Genomic DNA, 19,590 nt, shown 5'->3' with positions numbered 1-19,590 from the left:
AGCGCCGACGCGCCGCGTTCACGCGCTCGCGGGCAGGCAAGCGGCCACGGCGGCCAGGACGCGGGCGGGGTCGAAGGGCACGTGCAAGTAGGCGCTGGCGCGGGTCCGCAGCTTGCTGTGACCGTCGAACACTTCGGGCGCCACGTCGCTGGCGTAGAGAATCAGGGGGATCGCCCGCGTGTCGTCGTCGCGTCGCAGGCGGTTGCACACCGCGAAGCCGGAGGTGCCCGGCAGCTCGACGCGCAGCAGCACCAGCGCCGGCGGCTCGGCCCGCACGCGCGCGAGGGCCCGGTCCGGATCGGCGAGCACGGCCGCCGGCAACGAGCGGGCGGCGAGGATCGTCGCCAGTCGGATCGCCAGCCGCGGGTCGGCCTCGATGATGAGCGCGGACGACACCGCGCCGCACGGTAGCACGCGAGCGGCGCCGCCGACGAGGCCCGCGCCGGCGCTGCGGACGCTCGCTCGCGGGCCGCAGGCGGCGCCGCGGGTGGGGGCTGCAGGCCGGGCGCGCTCAGCCGCGCGAGGCCATGAGGACGAGCGCGCCGGCGGGATCGAGATCGACCTCGACCTGCATGCCGGCGCGGATCTGGCCGCGCAGGATGGCGTCGGCGAGCAGCGCCTCGACGCTGCGCGTAAGGACATGTCGCAAGGGACGTGCCCCAAGGGACATGTCCTTTCCGCACAGGCCGACGACGTGGCGGGTGGCGGCCTCGGTGAGGCGGTAGCGGATGCCGCGCTCGCGCAGCAGGCGGTCGGACGAGGCGCGGACCAGGCGGGCGCAGATGCGGGCCAGCTGGGCCTCGCCGAGCGGGTGGAGCACCAGCGGGGCCTCGATGCGGTTCCACAGCTCGACCGGGAAGGCGGCGCGGGCGGCCTCGAGCACGCGGGCCTCGTCGAGCCGGGCGTCGCCGGTGGCGTCGAGGCAGGTGGCGCCGAGGTTCGAGGTCATGATGATCGCGGCGTGGCGGAAGTCGATCGTGCGCCCGCGGCCGTCGGTCAGCCGGCCCTCGTCGAACACCTGCAGCAGGAGCTGGTGGACGTCGCGGTGGGCCTTCTCGATCTCGTCGAGCAGAACGACGCAGTGCGGCTGCTTGAGCAGGGGGTCGGTCAGCGCGCCGCCCTGCTCGTGGCCGACGTAGCCGGGCGGGGCGCCGACGATCCGCGCGACCGCGTGGGCCTCGGCGTACTCGCTCATGTCGAGGCGCACGAACGCGTCGGGGCGGTCGAACAGGGCCCCGCACAGGGCCTTGGCGATCTCGGTCTTGCCGACGCCGCTGGGGCCGAGCAAAAGGACGGTGGCGATCGGCCGCTGCGAGCCGAAGCCGGCGCGGTTCCTGCGGATCAGCTGGGCGATGGCCGACAGCGCGTGCTCGTGGCCGACGACCTTGCGCGCGAGCTCGGCCTCGAGCTCGAGCATGTCCTGGTGGCCCTGGCCCTCGAGGCGCTCGCGCGGGACGCCGCTGCGCTCGCAGACGATGTCGATCCAGGTGTCGCGCTGGACGGCGCCGCGGCCCTCGCGGGCGGTGCGGGCGCAGGCGAGGTCGAGCAGGTCGAGGCTGCGGCCGGGCTGGGCCAGGCCGGCGAGGAAGCGGTCGGCCAGGCGCACCAGCTCGGCCAGGCGGCTGCCTGACCCGAGAGACAGGCCGTGTTGGGCCAGCACCGCGGGCGCGGCGGCGGCCACCGCGGCGCGCAGGTCGTCGCCCTCGAGCGGCTGGAGGGTGACGAGGTCGAGCGCGGCGGTGAGGCCGGGCGCCCAGGCGCCGAGGCGGGCCTGGCCGTCGGGCGAGGCGACTGCGACGATCGGCGGCTGTCCCGAAGACCAGGCCTTGGCGAGGGCGCCGAGCAGCGCCGGCGGGCCGTCGCCGCCGAGGCGGTCGAGGTCGTCGAGGATGGCGACGCCGCCCTGCTTGGCGACCGCGGCGAGGTCGGCGCGCAGGCCGTCCTCGTCCTCGTAGCGGGTCGCGGACAGGTAGAAGACGGGCTGGTGCAGCAGGCCGGCGAGGTGCTTGGCGACCAGAGTGCGGCCGCTGCCGGCCGGACCGACGAGCAGCGGCGGGCGCGGCGAGCGGCGCAGGACGGCGTCGGCCAGGCGCGCCAGCTTGCCCTCGCGGCCGTGCAGCGGCGGCAGGGCGGCGGGGTCGATCGGGGCCAGGCGATGGCTGCGGACCTCGGGCTGCGGCGCCGGGGCCGGGCGCGGCTCGGGCTCGACCGCGGCGGCGACCTGCGGGTTCGCACCTGTCCGCGGGGACAGGGCCGGGGCGCGCGTGGGGCGGGGCTCGGGGCGGGTCAGCAGGCGCGGCTGCTCGCGGGTGGGCCGGCGGACCCCGGGCTGGTCTTCGGGCCAGGTGCGGGCGCCCTGGGCGTTGTCGCCGGCGGGGCGGGCGGCGTCGAGGCGCTGCCGGGCCGGATGGTCTTCGGGCCAGGTGCGGACGTCGGTCGGACGGGCCGGATCGAGGCGGACCCGCGCCTGGTCTTCGGACCAGGTGCGAGTGCCGCCGCGGGTCGGACGCGGGGCGCCGTCGGCCCAGGTCGGGGCGTCGGCGCGGGCGGGAGCGGGGCGCGCGGACGGGTCGGCGACGCGGCCGTCGGCGAGCGAGCGCCGCACCGGGCGCTCGCCGGCCCGCGCGGTGGACATGCGCTGGACGACCGGGCGGCGCGGGCTGGATGTCTCGGCGGACATGGCCGATGGAACATGGCGCGAAGGACCTGTCTCGTTGAGCGCGGCGGCCTCGAGCGCGCGCAGGCGGTCGATGAGGAGCTTGCGCAGAGCGCCGCAGGCGGCGCCGGCCCGCTCGAGCAGCTGGTAGGCGTGCGAGTCGGCGGAGCGGACGAGGGCGAGCAGGAGATCGAGGTCGGGGTCGGCCGCGCGGCCGCCGCGCTGGGTGATCCGCAGGCGCCAGTCGGCCGGCTCGGTCTCGACCTCGGCGTGCAGCTCGTCGACGACGGCGCGCAGACGGCCGACGTCGAGCCCGTGCGCGGCCAGGACGCCCTGGACGGACTCGGCGGCGCACAGGGAGATCAGGAGCTCGCACGAGCAGCCGGCCCGCGGCCCGGCAGGCGAGGTTCGGCGCGAGCCGCTGCGCACGCCAGGCTCCGGGGGTCCGATCATGGAGCGACGCTACTCGCCGCGCGGCGGACCGCCAAAAAACCGGCAGACGAGCGACTTGCGGGGGCTGGGCGTTGTTCGCTACAAGGCCCGGGCGCCATGCCCAGGTTTCAGATCCTCGTCTGCGACGGCCCGAGCTGCGGCATCACCCACGAGAGCGACCGCCTGGTGACGCTGCTCAAGGCGAGGATCGCGGCCGACCCCGGCCTCAAGACCCGCTGCTACGTGGCCGCCTACAACTGTTTCGGCCGCTGCAGCGAGGGGCCCAACATGTTCGTGCGGCCGCTGGCCCCCGACGAGAAGGGCGAAGTCGAGCCGCGTGAGGTGAGCGGGCTCGGCTTTTACCCGGGGGTGACCGAGGAGATGGCGACGACGATCCTCGAGCGCCACGCGGGCGAGGGCACGCCGGTCGCCGAGTGGGTCGAGGAGTACTGAGGCGGCGCGCGGCGCGAGCGCGAGGCTGCGAGGCGAGCAGCGAGGAGGGTCCACGCGAGCTGCCGCCCGGTGCGACGGCGCACGCGTCGCAGGCGTCGCGGCGGACGGCAGCTTGCAGCGGCGAGGCGTGAGCGAGCTTCAGCGCTGTCTCGAGGGACATGTCCATTTCTGCATGGCGAAATGGACATGTCCTTTCAGACATCCATCGACGACGGCGGTCGGCGGGTCGTGCGGGCGCCGACCCGCGCGAGCGCCGGACGGAGCGGCGATCAGCCGACGCTCTCGATCACCGGCGACCAGAACAGGCACTCGTCGCCGGGCTGCTCGCCGCGGGCGTACTTGCCGAGCTTGCAGTGGTCGCCGCGCAGGACGTCGATGGTGCGCACCAGGACGTCCATCGGCACGTCGCCCTCGGCGGTGATCGTGACGGTCGACTCGGCCGGGAACAGGTGCTTGAGATCGCGGGCGGCGGCGGCGAGGCCGGCGTAGTCGTAGTCGCCGCTGCTCAGGGGGATCGTGCCGGGACCGGCGTCGGCGCCGCCGGAGCGGGTGCGGAAGCCGTCGCGGCCGATGGTGACCTTGAAGCCGAGCTCGGGCTGGGTCGGGTCCTTCGGCTGCGAGGTGGGGTTGCTGACGGAGCGGGGGACGGCGACCGAGATCTGGGCCATGCTCGCGAACTCCATCGCCAGCAGCAGGGCGGGGATCAGCAAGAACATGACGTTCATGACGGGCAGGAGGTCGGCTTGGACGGTGTCTTCCTCGGGCGGCTTGCGGGTGGGCACGGCGGGATCCTCCACGGACATGTAGATGTCCAATAGGACATGTCTCGACGGACAGCGCGGCCGCACACCGGCCGCACGCGTCGCTTCGGACAGGCAGACAGCGCGGCTCCGAAGAGGTTCCCGGGGAATATTCACCGGCCGTCGCGCGTGACCGCGATCTTCGGCCGCCCGTCAGGTGAGGCGGGTGATGACGTCGGCGTGGCCGGGGAAGGCGCGGACCAGCGCGTCGCGGTCGGCGAACTCGAGGTTGGCGAACTCGAAGCCCGGCGCGACGGTGCAGCTGACCAGCGCCCACCCGCCCGGCCGCTCGACCTCGGCGCCGAACCACGCGCCGGCGGCGACCCACTGCTGCGGGGCCTCGCCGGCGGCGAGGTCGAGCCCGAGGCGCAGGACGCTGGGCTCGTCGGCGGCGAAGACGTGGACCTGGAGGCCGTCGCCGGCGTGGAAGTGCCACAGCTCGTCGCTGCGGATCCGGTGCAGACGCGAGCGCTCGCCGTGGCGGAGCAAGTAGTAGATCGCGGTCGAGGCGGTGCGAGCGGCGCCGTCGCGCGTGACCGCGAGCGCGGCGCGATAGGTCTCGCGGTAGTGCCCGCCCTCCGGGTGCGGGACGAGGTGAAGCGCGTCGATCCAGCTCTGAGCGTCGTGCGGCACCGCGCGAGGGTAGCCCAGGCGGGTCGAGGTCGATACCGGGCTCGTCCGCGGCGGCCGGCGGCGAGGCGCGCGGCTCAGCTCGAGAGGGCGGCGCGGCCGATCGTCGCGCCGCGCTCGAGGGTCTCGGCGCCCGCGAGGATGGCCCGGCGCGCCGCGTCACCGGCCGTGTAGCCGGACAGGAAGAAGTCCCAGGCGGCCGCGTAGAAGGCGGCGTAGCTCGCGGCGAGCGCGGGCTCGCCGAGCGCGTCGAGCCGCCGCACGGCGGTCGAGCGATTGCCGCCCCACGCCTCCGCGTAGGCCAGGTCCCGCGCGCTGAGGACCCGCGAGGCGGTCGGCGAGACGCGCCACGCGAGGTCGCGCAGGCGCCCCCATAGGAACTTCGCGGGCGTGTCCACGACCTGCCACGGCAGCCGCGCGACGTAGTCGTCGTGCTGGAGGAGCGAGGCCGCGTCGATGCGCCGGATGGCCGCGGCGTCGAGGGCGGTCGTCGTGGGGTACGGCGCGCCGAGCAGCACGCGGACGGTGCTCGCCACCGAGGGCACGTAGAGGAGCTGGTCCTTGAGCGCGTTCAGGGCGACGAGCTGCGGCCGCGGCACGTGGAGCGGATCGCGGACGCGCTCGCAGTAGAGGACCTCGGCGCGCGCTTGCAGCTCCAGCGCGACGCGCAGGCTGCCGAGGTTCGCGTCGAGGCGCGCGGGGTCGTGCACGAGGATGTGCAGGTCGACGTCGCTGAGCTCGGGCACGTAGTCGAGCGGGGCGTCCCACGGCTTCACCGCGGAGCCCTTGGCGTACAGACCGACGATGTCCTCGCGCGGCACGTGCTCGAGCAGCGCGCTCACGTAGGCGCTCGTCATGCCGTCGACCTCGGCGCGGAGGCGGAGCGGGTCGGGATGCGGCGGGGCCCAGGTCATCGGCGTCACTCTACGTCGGGCGGGGCGGGCCGTCACCGCCCGCGGATCGGCGGCGCGAGGGCGGCTCGCTCACCCTCGTCACACGGGCCGCGATGTCCTCGCGGATCGATCGGCGAATCACATGTCCCGAAGGACATCAACGCGGCGCGGCGCCCGGGACGCCCGGGCGGGTGGGAGCCATGCGGCGGGCCGCGAGGATCTGCTCACGGGTGCCGACGACGGCGAGGACGTCGTTGTGATCCAGCGGCGCGTTGGGATCGATCGCCAGCGGGGCCTCGCCGCGCAGCCACTCGACCACCGTGGCGCCGGTCTGCGAGCGCAGCGCCAGGTCGGCGAGGGTGCGGCCGGCCCAGCGGCGGCCGACGACGATGTGGTCCAAAATCATGCCCTTGCCGAGGCCGACCTCGTGGCCGTGGACGGCGCCGCCGGTCGTGTGCATGTGCACCGCCTCCTCTTGCTCGCCGAGGACCTTGTCGCTGTAGTGGGCGAGCAGGTCGCCGCGGCGGAGCACGCCGACCAGGCGGCGCTCGTGATCGACGACCGGCAGGACCTCGGCGGAAGAGCGCGCGGACGCCAGCATCGCGCCGGCGAGGGTGTCGGTCGGGTAGAGCAGCGCGAGCTGGACGTCCGTCATCAGGTCGCGCGCGGCGGCGTCGGCCGGGACGTCGCCGTGCAGCACCCGCTTGGCCAGCAGGTCGGCGTCGATCCACCCGACCACCGCGCCGGTGTCGTCGACCACGAACGGCGAGCGGCCCTCGTCGAGGGCGACGCGCCGGATCTCGGTCGCGACTGTCCCTTCGGACAGGGTGACAGGCGGCGGCAGCATGAGGTCGGCGACGTGGCCGCGCTTCATGACCTCGACCTCGGCCTCGTGGCCGAGCACCACGCCCTGCTGGTGCAGGATCTCCTGGAACAGGCTGCGCGGCGAGATCCGCCGGGCGACGAACACCGCGAGGATGCAGCCGAGCATCAGCGGGAGGATGAGCTGGTAGTCCCGGGTGAGCTCGAAGATCATCACGATCGGCGTCAGCGGGGCCTGCATGGTGGCGGCGAAGATCGCCCCCATGCCGACGAGCGCGTAGGCGGCGGTCGATTCGGCGCCGGGGCCGAGCGCGAAGTGGGCGACCGCGCCGACGACGGTGCCGAGGCAGGCGCCGACGTACAGCGAGGGCGTGAACACGCCGCCGAAGCCGCCGCTGCCGACGGTCAGGGCGGTGGCGACGAGCTTGAGGCCGAGCAGCGCCAGCGCGAGCTGCCAGCCGAGGTGGCCCTGCAGCGCCTCGTTGATGGTAGCGAGGCCGCCGCCGAGGACGTCGTTGGAGACGACGGCGGCGAGCAGGCCGACCCCGAACGCGCCGAGCGCCGGCTTGAGCAGGACGGGGGCCTTGAGGCGCTGAAACCACTTGGTGGTGCCGATCACGGCGCGGCCCATCAGCGTGCCGAGCACGCCGGCCAGCACGGCGAGGGCGACGAACAGGCCCATCTCGGCGAGCATGGCGTCGCCGTGCTGGACTGTCGCAAGGTCAGGTGCTCGCCGCGGATGGCGTGCGAGGTGAAGGTGCCCGCGACCGCGGCGACGATCAGCGGCACGAACACCGACATGGTGCCGATGTTGCCGCCGATGGCGCCGCCGAACACGATCTCGACGGTGAACACGACGCCCGCCAGCGGGGCGTTGAAGGCCGCCGCGAGGCCGCCGGCGCACCCGGCCCCGACCATCGCCAGGTGCCAGCGCATGCGCAGGCCGAAGAAGCGGGCGAGGACGCTGCCGACGGCCGCGCCGATGGCGACGCTCGGGCCCTCGTGCCCGCACGAGCCGCCGCTGCCGATCGTGATGCCGGTGCCGACGCCGGCGATGACCGCCTGGCGCCCGCCGATCGTGCCCTGCTTGCGGGCGATGGCCTCGATCACGGCGGGGATGCCCATCACCAGCGGCTGCCGGATGATGCGCCGCAGCACGAAGTGCAGGCCGCCGGCCGCGAGGCCGCCGAGCACCGGGACGCCGATGACCGCGGCCCAGCGGACCAGCGCGCTGCTCTCCTCGGGTCGCGGGAACAGGCGGAAGGCGTACTCGATCCACGCCAGCAGGGCGCCGGCCGCGACGCCGCTGGTGGTGCCGACCACCGCGGCCATGACGATGAGGAAGACGTGGTCGTCGCGGACGACCCGCGCGAGCTGCTGGCCCATGAGCAGGCCGAAGCGCGCCCACAACCGCATCAGCACGGTGCCGTGCGGCAAGGCGTCGAAGAAGCCGGTCACCTCGGCGCTGGCGATCCGGTGCGCGCCGGTCAGGCGCGTCGCAGTCGCGTTGCCGGAGGCCGCGGCGGGGTCGGGGGGCGAACCTCGCGCGGGCGCTGGGGGCTCCGTCTCGGGCACGGGGATCCGACGATATCAAGAACGCCGCGGGGAGCGCGAGCCGGAACGAGGCTGTCCTCGAGGACAGGGGCGAGGTGGGCCTGGTCTCGAGGACAGGTCGAGACCGCGCGGCCGAAGCGGTGCGGGAGGCCGGGCGAGGCGCCGCGTCGCTCGCAGGCCGCGCGGACGAGGCTTGGCAAGGAGCCGCTTAACACCTGCAGGGAGTACCCCTGCGTGGGCCGACCGCCCGGCAGGATCTCGCAAGACCGTCGCGCAGCGCCGACGGCGAAATCGTCACGAATGGCGGCAGCGGCAGCGGGCTCAGGCGCCGCGAGCGAAGCGCGGTCGCCTCGTGAGGTGCGCTCGCAACAGATGCGTCGCGGGCGCGGGCGAGGGAGACGGCCGTCCTTCAGCCAGCAGACGCCCGTACATGGCCTCGACGAGTCGCGCGATCATCGACCTCCGCGACGATCGCCGCGAGCGCAGCGATCGTCGCGTGGGGCTCACGTCAGTTCTTGATCGCCTGCGTGTGCGAGCGCAGCGCCTCGGGCAGGCCGGGGACGATGTCGGCGCCGACCGGGACGGTGATGCTCGAGCCGGTCAGGTCCTTGCCGATCGGCTCGACGCGGCCGCCGAGGCAGGTGCCGAGGAAGCCCTCGGCCGCGGCGGTGTAGGCCTTGCTGTTCTCCGAGCGGGCGAAGCCGTGGCCCTCGTCGGGGAACAGCACGTAGGTGACCGGGATGTTCTTGGCCTTCATGGCCTCGACGATCTGGTCGCTCTCGGCCTGCTTGACGCGCGGGTCGTTGGCGCCCTGGGCGATGAGCAGCGGCTTCTTGATCTTGTCGACGTGGGTGATCGGCGAGCGGTCGAGCAGCTTCTGCTTGCCCTCGTCGGTGCGCGGGTCGCCGACGCGGTGGTACCACTGCTGCATGAAGCTGGCCCAGTAGGCGGGGAAGGTGTTGAACAGGGTCATCAGGTTGGACGGACCGACGACGTCGACGCCGCACTTGAAGGTGTCGGGCGTGAAGGTCAGGCCGACCAGCGTGGCGTAGCCGCCGTAGCTGCCGCCCATGATCGCGACCTGGTCGGCGGTGGTGATGCCCTGCTTGACGGCCCAGTCGACGGCGTCGATCAGGTCCTCGTGCATCTTGCCGGCCCACTCGAAATTGGACTTGTTGACGAAGTCCTTGCCGAAGCCGGTCGAGCCGCGATAGTTGACCTGCAGCACCGCGTAGCCGCGGTTGGCCAGCCACTGCGGCGTGGACGAGTAGCCGTAGGTGTCGCGCGCCCACGGGCCGCCGTGGACGTGCAGGACCAGCGGCGCGGGGGTGTTCGGCTTGCCGTCCTGCTCGGGGTCGGCCTTGTGCGGCAGGGTCAGGTAGCTGACGAGCGTCAGGCCGTCGCGCGAGGGAATCTCCTGCGGCCACTGCTTGACCAGCGGCTTGCCGTCGAGCGCGGGGCGGGCCGAGAACAGCTTCGTGAGCTCGCCGCTGCCGCGCGCGTAGCGGTAGTACACCGCCGGCGCCTCGGCGGCCGAGTAGGCGACGATCCAGGTCTGATCGTCGAGCGTGCCGGAGGTGACGCCGATGACGCCGGGGCCGATCGCCTTGAGCCTCGAGGTCGCGGCTGACGCTGTCGTCGAGCGCCTTCCACTCCTCGCGCAGGTAGTTGGTGGCGACCGCCCGCACCACGCCGGTGCGCGGGTCGGTCAGCGCGCCGCTGATGTCGGCCCGCGGGTCCTCGAGCAGCAGCTTCTTGTCGCCGCTGGCGAGGTCGACGGCGTACAGGGCGACGGTGTTGCGGTCGCGAGACTCGCGCAGGTACACGGTCTTGCCGTCGGTGGTGATGTTGCCGAAGTTGGTGCTCAGCGCGTCGTCGAACGGGATCTGCTCGAACGGCTTCCAGCCGCCCTTGCCGTCGGGCAGAAGGACGTCGACGCCGCCGTCCTCGCGCGAGCGCGTGGCCAGGCGCACCTTCAGCTCGGGGTCGGTGACGTAGCCGGAGAGCTTCTGATCGTTGCGCTCGACGAGGGTCCGCTTGCCGGTCGCGAGATCGACGCGGTAGAGGTCGTGCCACTGCTGATCGCGGTCGTTCATGCCGACGAGCACGACGTCGGGGTGGAGGTGGCTGACGCCGTTGACGCTGGCGCGCGTCTTCGGATAGGGCGTGAGGTCGCGGCTCTCGCCGGTCTTGAGGTCGAGCGCGTGGAGATGGAAGTCCTCGTCGCCGCCGGTGTCGCGCACGTAGAGCAGGGTGTCGGGGCGGTAGGACCAGAAGTACTGGGTGATGCCCCGCGCCTTGTCGGTGGTGACCGCGCGACCCTTGCTCGCGTCGTCGGCCGGCGCGACGTGGACGTTGAGCACGCCGTCGACCGGGGCGACCCAGCTGAGGTGCTTGCCGTCGGGGCTGATCTGCACGTTCACGCGCTCGGGGTTGCCGAACAACAGCTCGCGCGGGATGAGCTCGGGCTCCGGCGCGGCGGGCGTGGCGAGCGGCGGCGCGGTGGTGGGCTTGGGCGCCGCCGGAGCGGGCTTCCCGGGGTCGGCCGGCGTCGGCGAATACAAGCGGGAGCGACGGCCAGGCCGAGGGACAGGAGCAGGAATCGACGCATTCGGGTCCTCCAGGGACGGTTGTTCGGGCGAGGCTTTGGAATCCGTGGATGGCGGGTTGGATTCACGCGCTGGGTGAAATCTGGCGAAAGCGCGGGCGGAACCGCGCGACGCATGGCAGGGGCCGACGACCTCAGCCGCGCAGCGGCGGCGAAAACCGGCGTTCCGGCCGGTATGGGCATTGTGTTTCGCGGGCCGAAAAAAACCCCGCGGCCGATCACGCTGCCGCCAATCGGCGGGCGGCTCAGCCCTTCACGCCGCCGGCGGTGAGGCCGGCGATGAGGTGCCGCTGGGCGATGTAGAAGAGGATCATCACCGGGATCGAGACGATCAGCGAGCCGGCGGCGAACTTGGGCCAGTCGGCGCTGAACTCGGAGATGTAGCGCTGCAGGACCACCGGGACGGTGTACATCTCCTCGCGCCCGAGCATCGTGTGCGCCAGGACGAACTCGTTGTAGGCGCTCATGAAGGCGAACAGGGCGGTGACCGCGATGGCCGGGCGGGCGGCGGGCAGGACGACCTTGCGGAAGGCCTCGAAGCGGGTGGCGCCGTCGACCATGGCGGCCTCCTCGAGGTCGCGCGGGATGGTCTCGAAGGCGCCGCGCAGCTGGAAGATGGCGAACGGCACGGCGGTGGTGGCGTAGCAGAGGACGAGGCCCGAGCGGGTGCCGAGCAGGCCGAGGCCGTCGAGGATGATGTAGAGGGGGATCGCGCTGGCGACCGCGGGGAACATCTGCGTGGCCAGCAGGGCCCGCACGCCGCCCTCCTTGCCGACGAACTCGAAGCGGGCCAAGGCGTAGGCGGTCGGCACGGCGATGACGACGCCGACGAGGGCGGTGGCGAGGCTGATGACGATCGAGTTGGCGAGCTGCAGGCCGAACAGCCACCGGTCGGGCTCGCCCGGGACCTCGAGGGTGGAGAAGGCGACGCCGCGCAGGTGCTCGAGGGTGGGTTCGAGCGGGACCGGCAAGACCCGCGGGGTCGGCTCGACCGCGCCGGAGAACGCGAGCGAGACGACCCACAGCAGCGGATAGAGCGCGAAGGCGACGGCGACGACGAGCAGCAGGTGGGCGCCGATCGACTCGGCGAGGCTGACCTTTCGACCCTGTCCCGACGGGCTCATCGCGTCACCTCGGCCGAGATGGCGCTTCGGACATGTCCGAAGCGACCTGGTCGCGGGAGCATGACCGCGAGGACATGTCCGAAGGTGGCGACGCCGGCGCGGGCGAAATCGCGGGGCCGGCGAGCGGAGGGGTTCATCGCCCGGCCCCCTTGCGCGCCAGCCAGGCGGGCAGGCGGGTGGTGACGAGCAGGAGCAGGAAGATCAGGACGGCGTAGGCGGCGGCGTAGCCGTACTGGGCCTCGCGGGTGAAGGCCCAGCGGTACGCCTCGCTGACGAGGATGTCGGTCGAGCCGTCGGGGTCGCCGCCCGAGACGAGGAAGACGACGTTGAACATGTTGAAGGTCCAGATCGCGCCGAGCGTGACGGCGGGGGCGAGGGCCGGACGGATCATCGGCAGGGTGACGCGCGTCAGCCGTTGCCAGCGGGTGGCGCCGTCGACCTCGGCGGCCTCGAGCACGTCGGCGGGCACTGCAGTGAGCGCGCCGAGGGTGACGACCATCATGAAGGGGAAGCCGAGCCACACGTTGGTGGCGACGTTGGCGGCGAAGGCGGTGGCGAAGCGCGAGAACCAGGCGATGGGCTCGATGCTGGCGCCGAACCAGTCGTTGATCGCGTAGATGAGGCCGGTGACCGCGCCGTACTGCTGGTGGAACATGCCCTTCCACGCCAGGGCGGTGACGTAGCTGGGGACGGCCCAGGGCAGGATCAGGAGCACGCGGTAGAGCGCGCGCAGGCGCAGGGTCGGGCGCGACAGCACGAGGCCGAGCGCGAGGCCGATGCCGAGGTGGAGGACGACGTTGACGGCCGTCCACAGGAAGGTGACGAGGAGGACGAACCAGAACGAGCCGGTGGCGAGCAAGGGGCCGCCGCGGGCGGTGAGGATCTCGACGAAGTTGGCGAGGCCGACGTAGTAGCCCTCGCCCGGGCGGCCGGCGAACAGCGAGGTGGCGGCGCCGACGATCAAGGGGATGAACACCAGGAGGCCGACGACGACGACGCTGTGGGCGACGTAGCGGTAGGCCGGCAGCGAGGCGCGCAGGGCCCGGCGGGCGTCGGGGTCGCGGGCGCGGCGGACCAGGTGGAAGGCGACGAGCAGCATGCCGAGGCCGAGCACCAGCAGCGCGGGGTCGGCGAGGCGGCGGCGGGCGGCGGGCGGCGGACGTCGGCGAAGCGGCGGGCGGCCTCGGCGAGGGCGTCGGCGGGCTCGGCCTGGCCGCGCAGGACCTTGCGGATCGCGCGGAAGGCCGGCTCCCAGGTCGAGCGCATGGCCGGATCGGCGGACATCGGCGCGGCCAGCTCGGCCTGGGCGCGGAAGCCGGCGAGGACCGGGCTGTCCTCGGGGACAGGTACGTCTGTCCTCACGGACAGGGTGCCGGCGAGGCGCTGGCGCAGGGCGGCCGCGTCGGCGCTGCCGAGGGCGCGGGCGAGGTCGATCGCGGCGGGCGAGGCGGCCCCCTGCGGCGACAGCATGGCGGCCTCGACGGTCAGCGGCGGGCGCATCGGCTGGCCGGTCTCGCCGACGATCGGCAGCGGCACGACGCGCCAGGCGAAGTCGACGCCGGCGAGCTGACCGACCAGCCACGGGCCGCTGATGGCGAAGGCGGCCCGGCCCGAGCGGAACAGGTCGGAGACGAGGGCGCCGTCGGCGTCGCGCGGGACGGCGCCGCGATCGACGAGCTCCTTGGCGAAGGCGAGCGAGCGCGCGGCGGCGGGGCCGACGAAGCCGAAGCTGGCGTCCTCGGCGAGCATGCGCCCGCCGAACGCGGCGAGCAGCGGCATGTGGCCGTAGGCGCTCTGGGCCTCGTAGGCCAGCGGGTAGACGCCGGGGGGCAGCTGCAGGGCGGCGATGCCCTCGAGGGTGGGCGGGACGTCGTCGACGAGGGCGGTGTTGACGAACAGCGCGACCGACTTGGCGCTCAGCGGGACGCCCCAGCGCGCGCCGTCCTGGGTGACCGCGGCCAGCGACTGGGCGGTGTAGACGGCGTCGGGATCGAGCGCTGCCCCGGCGTCGCCGACGAGGGCACGCAGGCGGTAGTCGCCGAGGCGCTCGTGCGAGTCGATGAAGACGTGCGGGCCCTGGCCGCGCGGGATGGTGGCCGCGAGCTTGCTGCCGAAGCTCTCGTGGGCGACCGCCAGCAGCTCGACGCGGTGGCCGGTGCGCGCGGCGAAGTCCTCTACATTGCCACCAGCGCGGCCGCCTCGGCGTCGCGGTAGGCGTGCCACAGCCGCAGCTCGTCGGCCCGCGCGAGCGCGGGGGCGAGGGCGGCGATGAGGAAGCACAGGGCCCCGAGGACATGTCCCACGGAACATGCGCCGAAGGCCGCGCCCCTCAACAACCGGGCCTCCTGAACATGTCGTCCAGGACATGCGCGAAAGGACATGGTTTTGAGAGCATGTTCATGCGCGCAGGCTCAGGCCGGTGGCGGGGTCGAACAGGTGGAGGGCGCGCACGGCCAGGGGCAGGCGGTCGCCGCGGGCGACGCCGCTCTGGCTGTCGAGGCAGACGGTCAGCAGGGCGCCGCCGAGGCGGGCGTGGATCTGCAGCTCCGGGCCGAGCAGCTCGACCAGCTCGACGTCGACCACGAGGTCGGGCGCGTCGGGGCGGACCACGAAGTCGTGCGGGCGCACGCCGAGGCTGACCGTTCGGCCAGGCTGCAGGGCGGCCCCGAACGGGGCAGGGTCGCGGACCGCGAGGGTCTGGCCGCCGGGCAGGGCGAGGCCGCCGGCCGCGACCTGGACGCCGTCGATGAAATTCATCGCCGGGCTGCCGAGGAAGCCGGCGACGAAGCGGGTGCGCGGGTGCTCGTAGACCTCGCGCGGCGGGCCGACCTGCTCGACGACGCCGCGGTTGAGGACGAAGATCTGGTCGGCCAGGGTCATCGCCTCGACCTGGTCGTGGGTGACGTACACGCTGGTCGCGCCGAGCTGGTCGTGGAGCTTGCGGATCTCGACGCGCACCTGGGCCCGCAGCGCGGCGTCGAGGTTGGACAGCGGCTCGTCGAACAGGAACAGCTGCGGGCGGCGGACGATCGCGCGGCCCATGGCGACGCGCTGGCGCTGGCCGCCGGACAGCGCGCGCGGCAGGCGGTCGAGCAGGTGATCGAGGCCGAGCATGGCGCTGACCTCGGTGACGCGGCTGGCGATGGTGGCCGCGTCGGTCTTGCGCAGGCCCAGGCCGAACGCGAGGTTGTCGCGCACCGTGAGGTGCGGATAGAGGGCGTACGACTGGAACACCATGGCGATGTCGCGGTCGCGCGGGGCGAGCCGGGTGACGTCGCGGTCGCCGAAGCGGATCTCGCCCGAGGTGACCTCCTCGAGGCCGGCGAGCAGGCGCAGCAGGGTGCTCTTGCCGCAGCCGCTCGGGCCGACGAGGACGGCGAAGCCGCCGTGCGGGACGTGGACGTCGACGCCGCGCAGGACCTCGGTGGCCCCGAACCGCTTCACGATCGTGCGCGCAGTGACGGCGACCATCGAGGCGTCGGACGTCCTGCTGCGGGACCAGGAGCATGCCGGAGACCGGCGGGAGGGTGAGGTCGAGGGTGCCGCCGGCGCCGACGGTGTACTTCTTGTTGCCGCCGAGGACGTCGACCAGCACCGCGCCCGCGGGGGCCGAGACGGTCATGGCGGCGCCCTCGAACTGGGTGCGGCTGTCGTGGTTCTGGTTGGTGTTGAACACGACGAGCACGTAGTTGTTGCCGGCCTCGCCGCCGGCGCGCTCGAAGGCGAAGATGCCGGCGTCCGACTCGTCGCCGGTGCGCGTGGTCGACCACACGACCTTGGTGTCGCCGCGGCGCAGCGCCGCCAGCTTCTTGCGGTAAGCGAGCAGCTTCTTGGTGAAGACGAAGGTCGGCCCGGTGGTGTCGAAGGCCGGCGGCGGGGTCGTCTCGCCCAAATAGGGGTAGGGCCGCCACATGTCCTCGCGGTTGCTCGGGTCGTTGCCGCCGCGGTACTCGAGCTCGGTGCCGTAGTAGAGGCAGGGCACCCCCTCGGCGGTCATGAGCATGAGCAGGGCGTTCTGCAGCATGGCCCGCAGGCGCAGCTCCTTGTCGCGCACCGACTTGCCGGCGAAGGCCGGGTGGGCGTCGACCCGCTCGCGCGCGAAGTAGAGGAAGCGCGCGACGTCGTGGTTGTCGATGAAGTTGACGAGGACCTTGTGCGGGGCGATGCCGGCGCTGTCCTTCGGCGGGACGGTGCCGTAGTTGACGGTCTTGTTGGCCCACAGGTTGGCGATCCGGTCGGTCGAGGCGCCGTCCTGGAACACGTCGCGGAACACCTGGTAGTGCTGCGGGAAGTAGAAGGCGCTGTCGAGCTGGTCGCCGCTGAGCTTCGGACCGTCGTCGCACGAGTTCTCGCGCGCGAGCTCCTCGTCGCTCGGCAGGTCGTTCTTGGTGAACGAGCCGACCAGGTCGTCGCGGCCGTCGAAGGCCTCGCCGAACATGAAGAACTTGCTCTTGCCCTGGGCCGCCAGCCGCTGGCGCACCCGCTGGGTGAAGTAGCGCCAGAACTCGTGCTCGACGTGCTTGACGGTGTCGATGCGGAAGCCGTCGGCGTCGGTCAGCTCGATCCACCGCGCGTACGAGTCGACGAACGCCTGCTTGACGTCGCAGCGGGTGGTGTTCACGTCCTTGAGGCCGCCGGGGAAGTCGCCGGTGAGCAGCTGCTGCGGGTCGTCGTAATTGAAGGTGCGACCCTTGCGGTTGTAGACCTCGGGGTTCTGGAAGAGCGCCGGCATCGGCGTGACGTGGCCGCTCTTCGGGTCGAACGGGAACACGACCGGCGCCGGCCCGGCCGGGCCCAGCGAGGTGAAGGCCTGGATCCCGAGCGGGTTGAAGTCGGGGTCGTACTCGGTGATGTGGGTGAAGCCCGACTGGTCGAAGCCCGGCGGCACGGGGGTGCCCTGCGGCCGCGTCCCGGTGCCCTGCAGCAGGATGTCGGGCACGCCGTTCAGGTTCATGTCGTAGAAGAACAGCTGACCCATGTGGTTGGCGACGATGTCGATCACCACCAACATGTCGCGCTCGTGCGCGGCCTGGACCAGCGAGCGCAGGTCGTCGAGGTTGCCGAAGTGGGCGTTCGGCTGGGTCAGGTCGACGGCCCAGTAGCCGTGATAACCGTCGACGTTGGCGTCGGTCTCGATGTTCTTGATGACCGGCGAGATCCACAGGGTGTTGACGCCCAGCTCCTGGATGTAGTCGAGCCGGTTCTCGAGCCCGATCCAGTCGCCGCCGTGGTAGCGGGCCATGTTCTCGCGGTCGAGCAAATAGTTGTTGCCGTCGTCGCCGTCGTCGAAGCGGTCGATCAGCACCTGGTAGATGACGGCCTCGCGCCAGTCCTGCGCGTGGGTGGCCATCTTGACGGGCTCTTCGAGGGTGTCGAAGTGGAGGCAGCCGGCGGCGGCCAGCAGGGTCGGGGCGAGGGCGAGGGCGAGGAGTCGGCGAGCGGGCATGGTCAGTCTCCGAGGCCGCGTCAGCGAAGTAGCTGGTGCTCCCGAACCACCATTCGGCGCCGACGCCGATGAAGTGGTCGATGCCTCGCCGGGCGAACACGTCCTCGGCGGGGTAGAACGAGCGCGCGGCGGCGTCGCGCACGGTGAGGAGGTAGATCAGGCGGATGTGCGGGCGCTGGAACGCTCCCGGGCCGCCCGGGGTGATGAACGGGATGAGGCCGAAGCGGCCCATCTGCGCGAACACGGGCTTGAACAGGTTGGGCTCGGCCTCGGTGGCGACGCCGCGCTGCTGGGCCTGATACGAGGCCTCGAGCGCGACGCCGGCGATCTTGGCGAACCACACCTGCGGGCGGACGATGACGATGCCCTCGTTGAGGTCGTCCCAATCGAGCGAGCGGCTGGCGTTGCGGAACTGGCGATAATAGGAGCCCATCAGCAGGCCGAACGGGCCGCGCTCCCAGTTGCCGCTGAGGGTGATGAGCGCCTCGTAAGCGCCGGTGGTCAGGCGATCGGGCCGCAGCTGCCGCGGCGCGTTGAGCTCGCCGTAGGCCGCGAGGCCGCTGGCGAACCGCGCGGTGAGGTTGACGTAGGTGCTGCGCTTGCCGGTGAAGGCGCTGAGCTGGGCGCCGCCGACGAAGCCCTTGTCCTTGGGGACGTTCTCGTAGACCTTGCTCTCGATCTCGCGCTGGCCCTCGGGCACGTAGTGGAGCTCGCCGTAGAGGATGCCCTTGATGCCGGCGCTGTCGCCGATCGGCCAGGTGTGGGTCAGCTTGAGGCTGCTGACGAGCTTCTGGCGATCGAGGATCGCGACCTCGGCGGCGCCGAATTGATTGTAGGCCGGCGGCCGCAGGATGGTCTGGCGATAGTACGGATCGGTCGGCTGATTGAGGCCGGCGTGGAACTTGAGCTCGGTGCCGGTCTTGAAGGTGTAGCCGACGCCGCCGCCGATGGTGTTGAGGTTGTCGAGCGGCCAGAAGTCGAGCAGGTAGATGTCGTCGCCGCGGTACATGCGAGAACCTGCCCAAAAGGACAGGCCCTTGACGCCGGCGTTGCGGACCTCGAGGTAGAGGTTGCGGATCGCCAGCGAGGCGGCAAACTGGCCGTTGTAGTGGAAGATCGGGGTGGCGAAGGCGGTGGTGGCGACGATCCGCGTGTAGGCGCCGGTCGACTTCCAGTAGTCCTCGCGCCGCAGCTCGAGCTCGGCGTATTGGCCTCGTCGAGCCGCGAGCCGCGAGCGACGATGTCGCCGTTGCGGCCGGCCCGCCCGCCCGCGTCGCCGCCGGCGATGACGCGGCCGTACGAGCCGAAGTGGAAGCCGTCGGCGAGGCCGGGCGGGCTGTTCGGATCGTGCGGGTGCGGGCCGCGAGCGGCCGGTTTGGCCGGCTTGGGCTCCGGCTCGGGCACGGGGGCCTCGGGCGGCTTCTCGGCGGTGGGCGCCGGCTCGGCGGCGTCGGCCGGGACGGCGTCGGGCGCCGGCTCGACGGGGACCGAGCTGTCCTCAGAGCCAGGTCCGGAGCCGGGCTCGCTCGGAGCCGGGGTCACCGGCGGGGTCGAGGCCGTGGGCTGCGAGGTGGTGGGCGGCGCGGCCGGACTCTGAGCAGCGGCCGTCGGTGAGACGGCGACGCCGAGGAGCGCGGCGGCGAGGGGCAGGAGAGGACGTAGATCGCAGCGCACGGCGTCGTCGCATTGGTACTCGAAGCGACGACGGTTGTCGAGCGTGGATCGCGGGGTCAGCCGAGGCGCTGCTTCAGGGCCTTCAGCAGCTCGCGGTCGCCGGGGTCGTCGCTCTCGGCGACGAGGGCCTGGAGCGGCCCGACCGCGGTGTCGTGGGCGACCCGCATGGTCCGGGTCAACTCGCTCGGGGCGCCCTGCGTGTGGACGAACTGCCGCAGCGCGTGTCGGCGGTCCTGGGCGCTGCCCTGGGCGAAGGCGGGGTTGCTGAACAGGTCGCGATAGCCCTGGTAGGCGGCGTCCATGTCGCCGCGGCGGAAGTCGGAGGTGATCTGCGCGAGGGCCTGGATCATCTGTTGTGACTGCATGAGTGGCTCCGTGAAACCCGTAGCACGACAAGGCAGACGCGCACGGGGCTGCACGGAGCGGGCGGCGCCGGACGCCGTCGTGATACGCTGGGCGCCGATGTGGGGCCGAGGCACGTCCGCCCGAGTCGCCGCC

The 19,590-nt window shown here is 72.7% G+C and carries 14 protein-coding genes and 3 pseudogenes; 1 reads left to right on the top strand and 16 read right to left on the bottom strand.

Translation table 11 applies throughout. The features are described 5' to 3' along the window. Positions 1-18: 18 nt before the first annotated feature. Positions 19-396 carry a response regulator gene (locus OV079_RS17680; RefSeq protein WP_267769960.1) on the bottom strand — a complete coding sequence of 126 codons (378 nt, stop codon included), beginning with the start codon at positions 394-396 and terminating at the stop codon, positions 19-21. Positions 397-511: 115 nt separating this feature from the next. Further along, positions 512-3,109: an AAA family ATPase gene (locus OV079_RS17675; RefSeq protein WP_267769959.1), complete on the bottom strand. Its 2,598-nt coding sequence runs from the start codon at positions 3,107-3,109 to the stop codon at positions 512-514. Positions 3,110-3,205: 96 nt separating this feature from the next. On the opposite strand from OV079_RS17675, the gene OV079_RS17670 reads away from it, so the two are divergent. Next, entirely contained in the window at positions 3,206-3,541 is a 336-nt protein-coding gene (locus OV079_RS17670) for a (2Fe-2S) ferredoxin domain-containing protein (protein ID WP_267769958.1), read from the top strand. A gap of 269 nt (positions 3,542-3,810) precedes the next feature. Here OV079_RS17670 and OV079_RS17665 read toward each other — a convergent pair whose 3' ends face one another. The 14 genes and pseudogenes from OV079_RS17665 to OV079_RS17595 all read right to left on the bottom strand — a co-directional run bounded on the left by OV079_RS17665 (position 3,811) and on the right by OV079_RS17595 (position 19,457). Beyond that, positions 3,811-4,323 (bottom strand): biopolymer transporter ExbD, encoded by a 513-nt coding sequence (locus OV079_RS17665; protein ID WP_267769957.1) that lies wholly within the window; start codon positions 4,321-4,323, stop codon positions 3,811-3,813. A gap of 171 nt (positions 4,324-4,494) precedes the next feature. After that, complete coding sequence (locus OV079_RS17660) at positions 4,495-4,974, bottom strand: cupin domain-containing protein (protein WP_267769956.1); 480 nt, start codon at positions 4,972-4,974, stop codon at positions 4,495-4,497. A 74-nt stretch (positions 4,975-5,048) separates the two neighbouring features. After that, positions 5,049-5,885: a hypothetical protein gene (locus OV079_RS17655; protein ID WP_267769955.1), complete on the bottom strand. Its 837-nt coding sequence runs from the start codon at positions 5,883-5,885 to the stop codon at positions 5,049-5,051. Between the two features lie 136 nt (positions 5,886-6,021). Next, the gene (locus OV079_RS17650; protein ID WP_267769954.1) at positions 6,022-7,380 is read right to left on the bottom strand and encodes a chloride channel protein; all 1,359 of its coding nucleotides are present in this window, start codon (positions 7,378-7,380) and stop codon (positions 6,022-6,024) included. Then, on the bottom strand, positions 7,317-8,261 hold the full coding sequence (locus OV079_RS56010) for a chloride channel protein (RefSeq protein ID WP_267769952.1): 945 nt from the start codon (positions 8,259-8,261) through the stop codon (positions 7,317-7,319). The genes OV079_RS17650 and OV079_RS56010 overlap by 64 nt, the downstream gene beginning before the upstream one ends. A gap of 487 nt (positions 8,262-8,748) precedes the next feature. After that, positions 8,749-10,851, bottom strand: a pseudogene (locus OV079_RS58105) (S9 family peptidase). Positions 10,852-11,093: 242 nt separating this feature from the next. Then, positions 11,094-11,972 (bottom strand): sugar ABC transporter permease, encoded by an 879-nt coding sequence (locus tag OV079_RS17630; protein WP_267743609.1) that lies wholly within the window; start codon positions 11,970-11,972, stop codon positions 11,094-11,096. A gap of 133 nt (positions 11,973-12,105) precedes the next feature. After that, positions 12,106-12,687 carry a carbohydrate ABC transporter permease gene (locus tag OV079_RS56005; RefSeq protein WP_267778572.1) on the bottom strand — a complete coding sequence of 194 codons (582 nt, stop codon included), beginning with the start codon at positions 12,685-12,687 and terminating at the stop codon, positions 12,106-12,108. 245 nt (positions 12,688-12,932) lie between these two features. Then, positions 12,933-14,195: a sugar ABC transporter substrate-binding protein gene (locus tag OV079_RS56000; protein ID WP_267769949.1), complete on the bottom strand. Its 1,263-nt coding sequence runs from the start codon at positions 14,193-14,195 to the stop codon at positions 12,933-12,935. Then, positions 14,147-14,305: a hypothetical protein gene (locus OV079_RS17615; protein ID WP_267769947.1), complete on the bottom strand. Its 159-nt coding sequence runs from the start codon at positions 14,303-14,305 to the stop codon at positions 14,147-14,149. The genes OV079_RS56000 and OV079_RS17615 overlap by 49 nt, the downstream gene beginning before the upstream one ends. A gap of 64 nt (positions 14,306-14,369) precedes the next feature. Then, the gene (locus tag OV079_RS17610) at positions 14,370-15,443 is read right to left on the bottom strand and encodes an ABC transporter ATP-binding protein (protein ID WP_267778570.1); all 1,074 of its coding nucleotides are present in this window, start codon (positions 15,441-15,443) and stop codon (positions 14,370-14,372) included. A gap of 481 nt (positions 15,444-15,924) precedes the next feature. Next, a pseudogene (locus OV079_RS17605) lies at positions 15,925-17,322 on the bottom strand (alpha-amylase family glycosyl hydrolase); the annotation flags it as partial. A 199-nt stretch (positions 17,323-17,521) separates the two neighbouring features. Next, positions 17,522-18,610 (bottom strand): annotated as a pseudogene (locus OV079_RS58100) (carbohydrate porin); the annotation flags it as partial. Between the two features lie 538 nt (positions 18,611-19,148). Beyond that, entirely contained in the window at positions 19,149-19,457 is a 309-nt protein-coding gene (locus tag OV079_RS17595; RefSeq protein WP_267769945.1) for a hypothetical protein, read from the bottom strand. Positions 19,458-19,590: the final 133 nt, after the last annotated feature.

This window comes from Nannocystis pusilla, from assembly GCF_026626665.1.
Taxonomy (GTDB): Bacteria; Myxococcota_A; Polyangia; order Nannocystales; family Nannocystaceae; genus Nannocystis; species Nannocystis pusilla.
Note: the sequence above shows the minus strand (reverse complement) of the source record. Positions and strands in the feature narration are given on the sequence as shown.

Bases quoted from the DNA above. Each gene is read 5' to 3' on its own strand.
- OV079_RS17675 (WP_267769959.1), bottom strand. From the start codon at position 3,109: ATGATCGGACCCCCGGAGCCTGGCGTGCGCAGCGGCTCGCGCCGAACC.
- OV079_RS17670 (WP_267769958.1), top strand. From the start codon at position 3,206: ATGCCCAGGTTTCAGATCCTCGTCTGCGACGGCCCGAGCTGCGGCATC.
- OV079_RS17655 (WP_267769955.1), bottom strand. From the start codon at position 5,885: ATGACCTGGGCCCCGCCGCATCCCGACCCGCTCCGCCTCCGCGCCGAG.
- OV079_RS17650 (WP_267769954.1), bottom strand. From the start codon at position 7,380: ATGCTCGCCGAGATGGGCCTGTTCGTCGCCCTCGCCGTGCTGGCCGGC.
- OV079_RS17630 (WP_267743609.1), bottom strand. From the start codon at position 11,972: ATGAGCCCGTCGGGACAGGGTCGAAAGGTCAGCCTCGCCGAGTCGATC.
- OV079_RS17610 (WP_267778570.1), bottom strand. From the start codon at position 15,443: ATGGTCGCCGTCACTGCGCGCACGATCGTGAAGCGGTTCGGGGCCACC.
- OV079_RS17595 (WP_267769945.1), bottom strand. From the start codon at position 19,457: ATGCAGTCACAACAGATGATCCAGGCCCTCGCGCAGATCACCTCCGAC.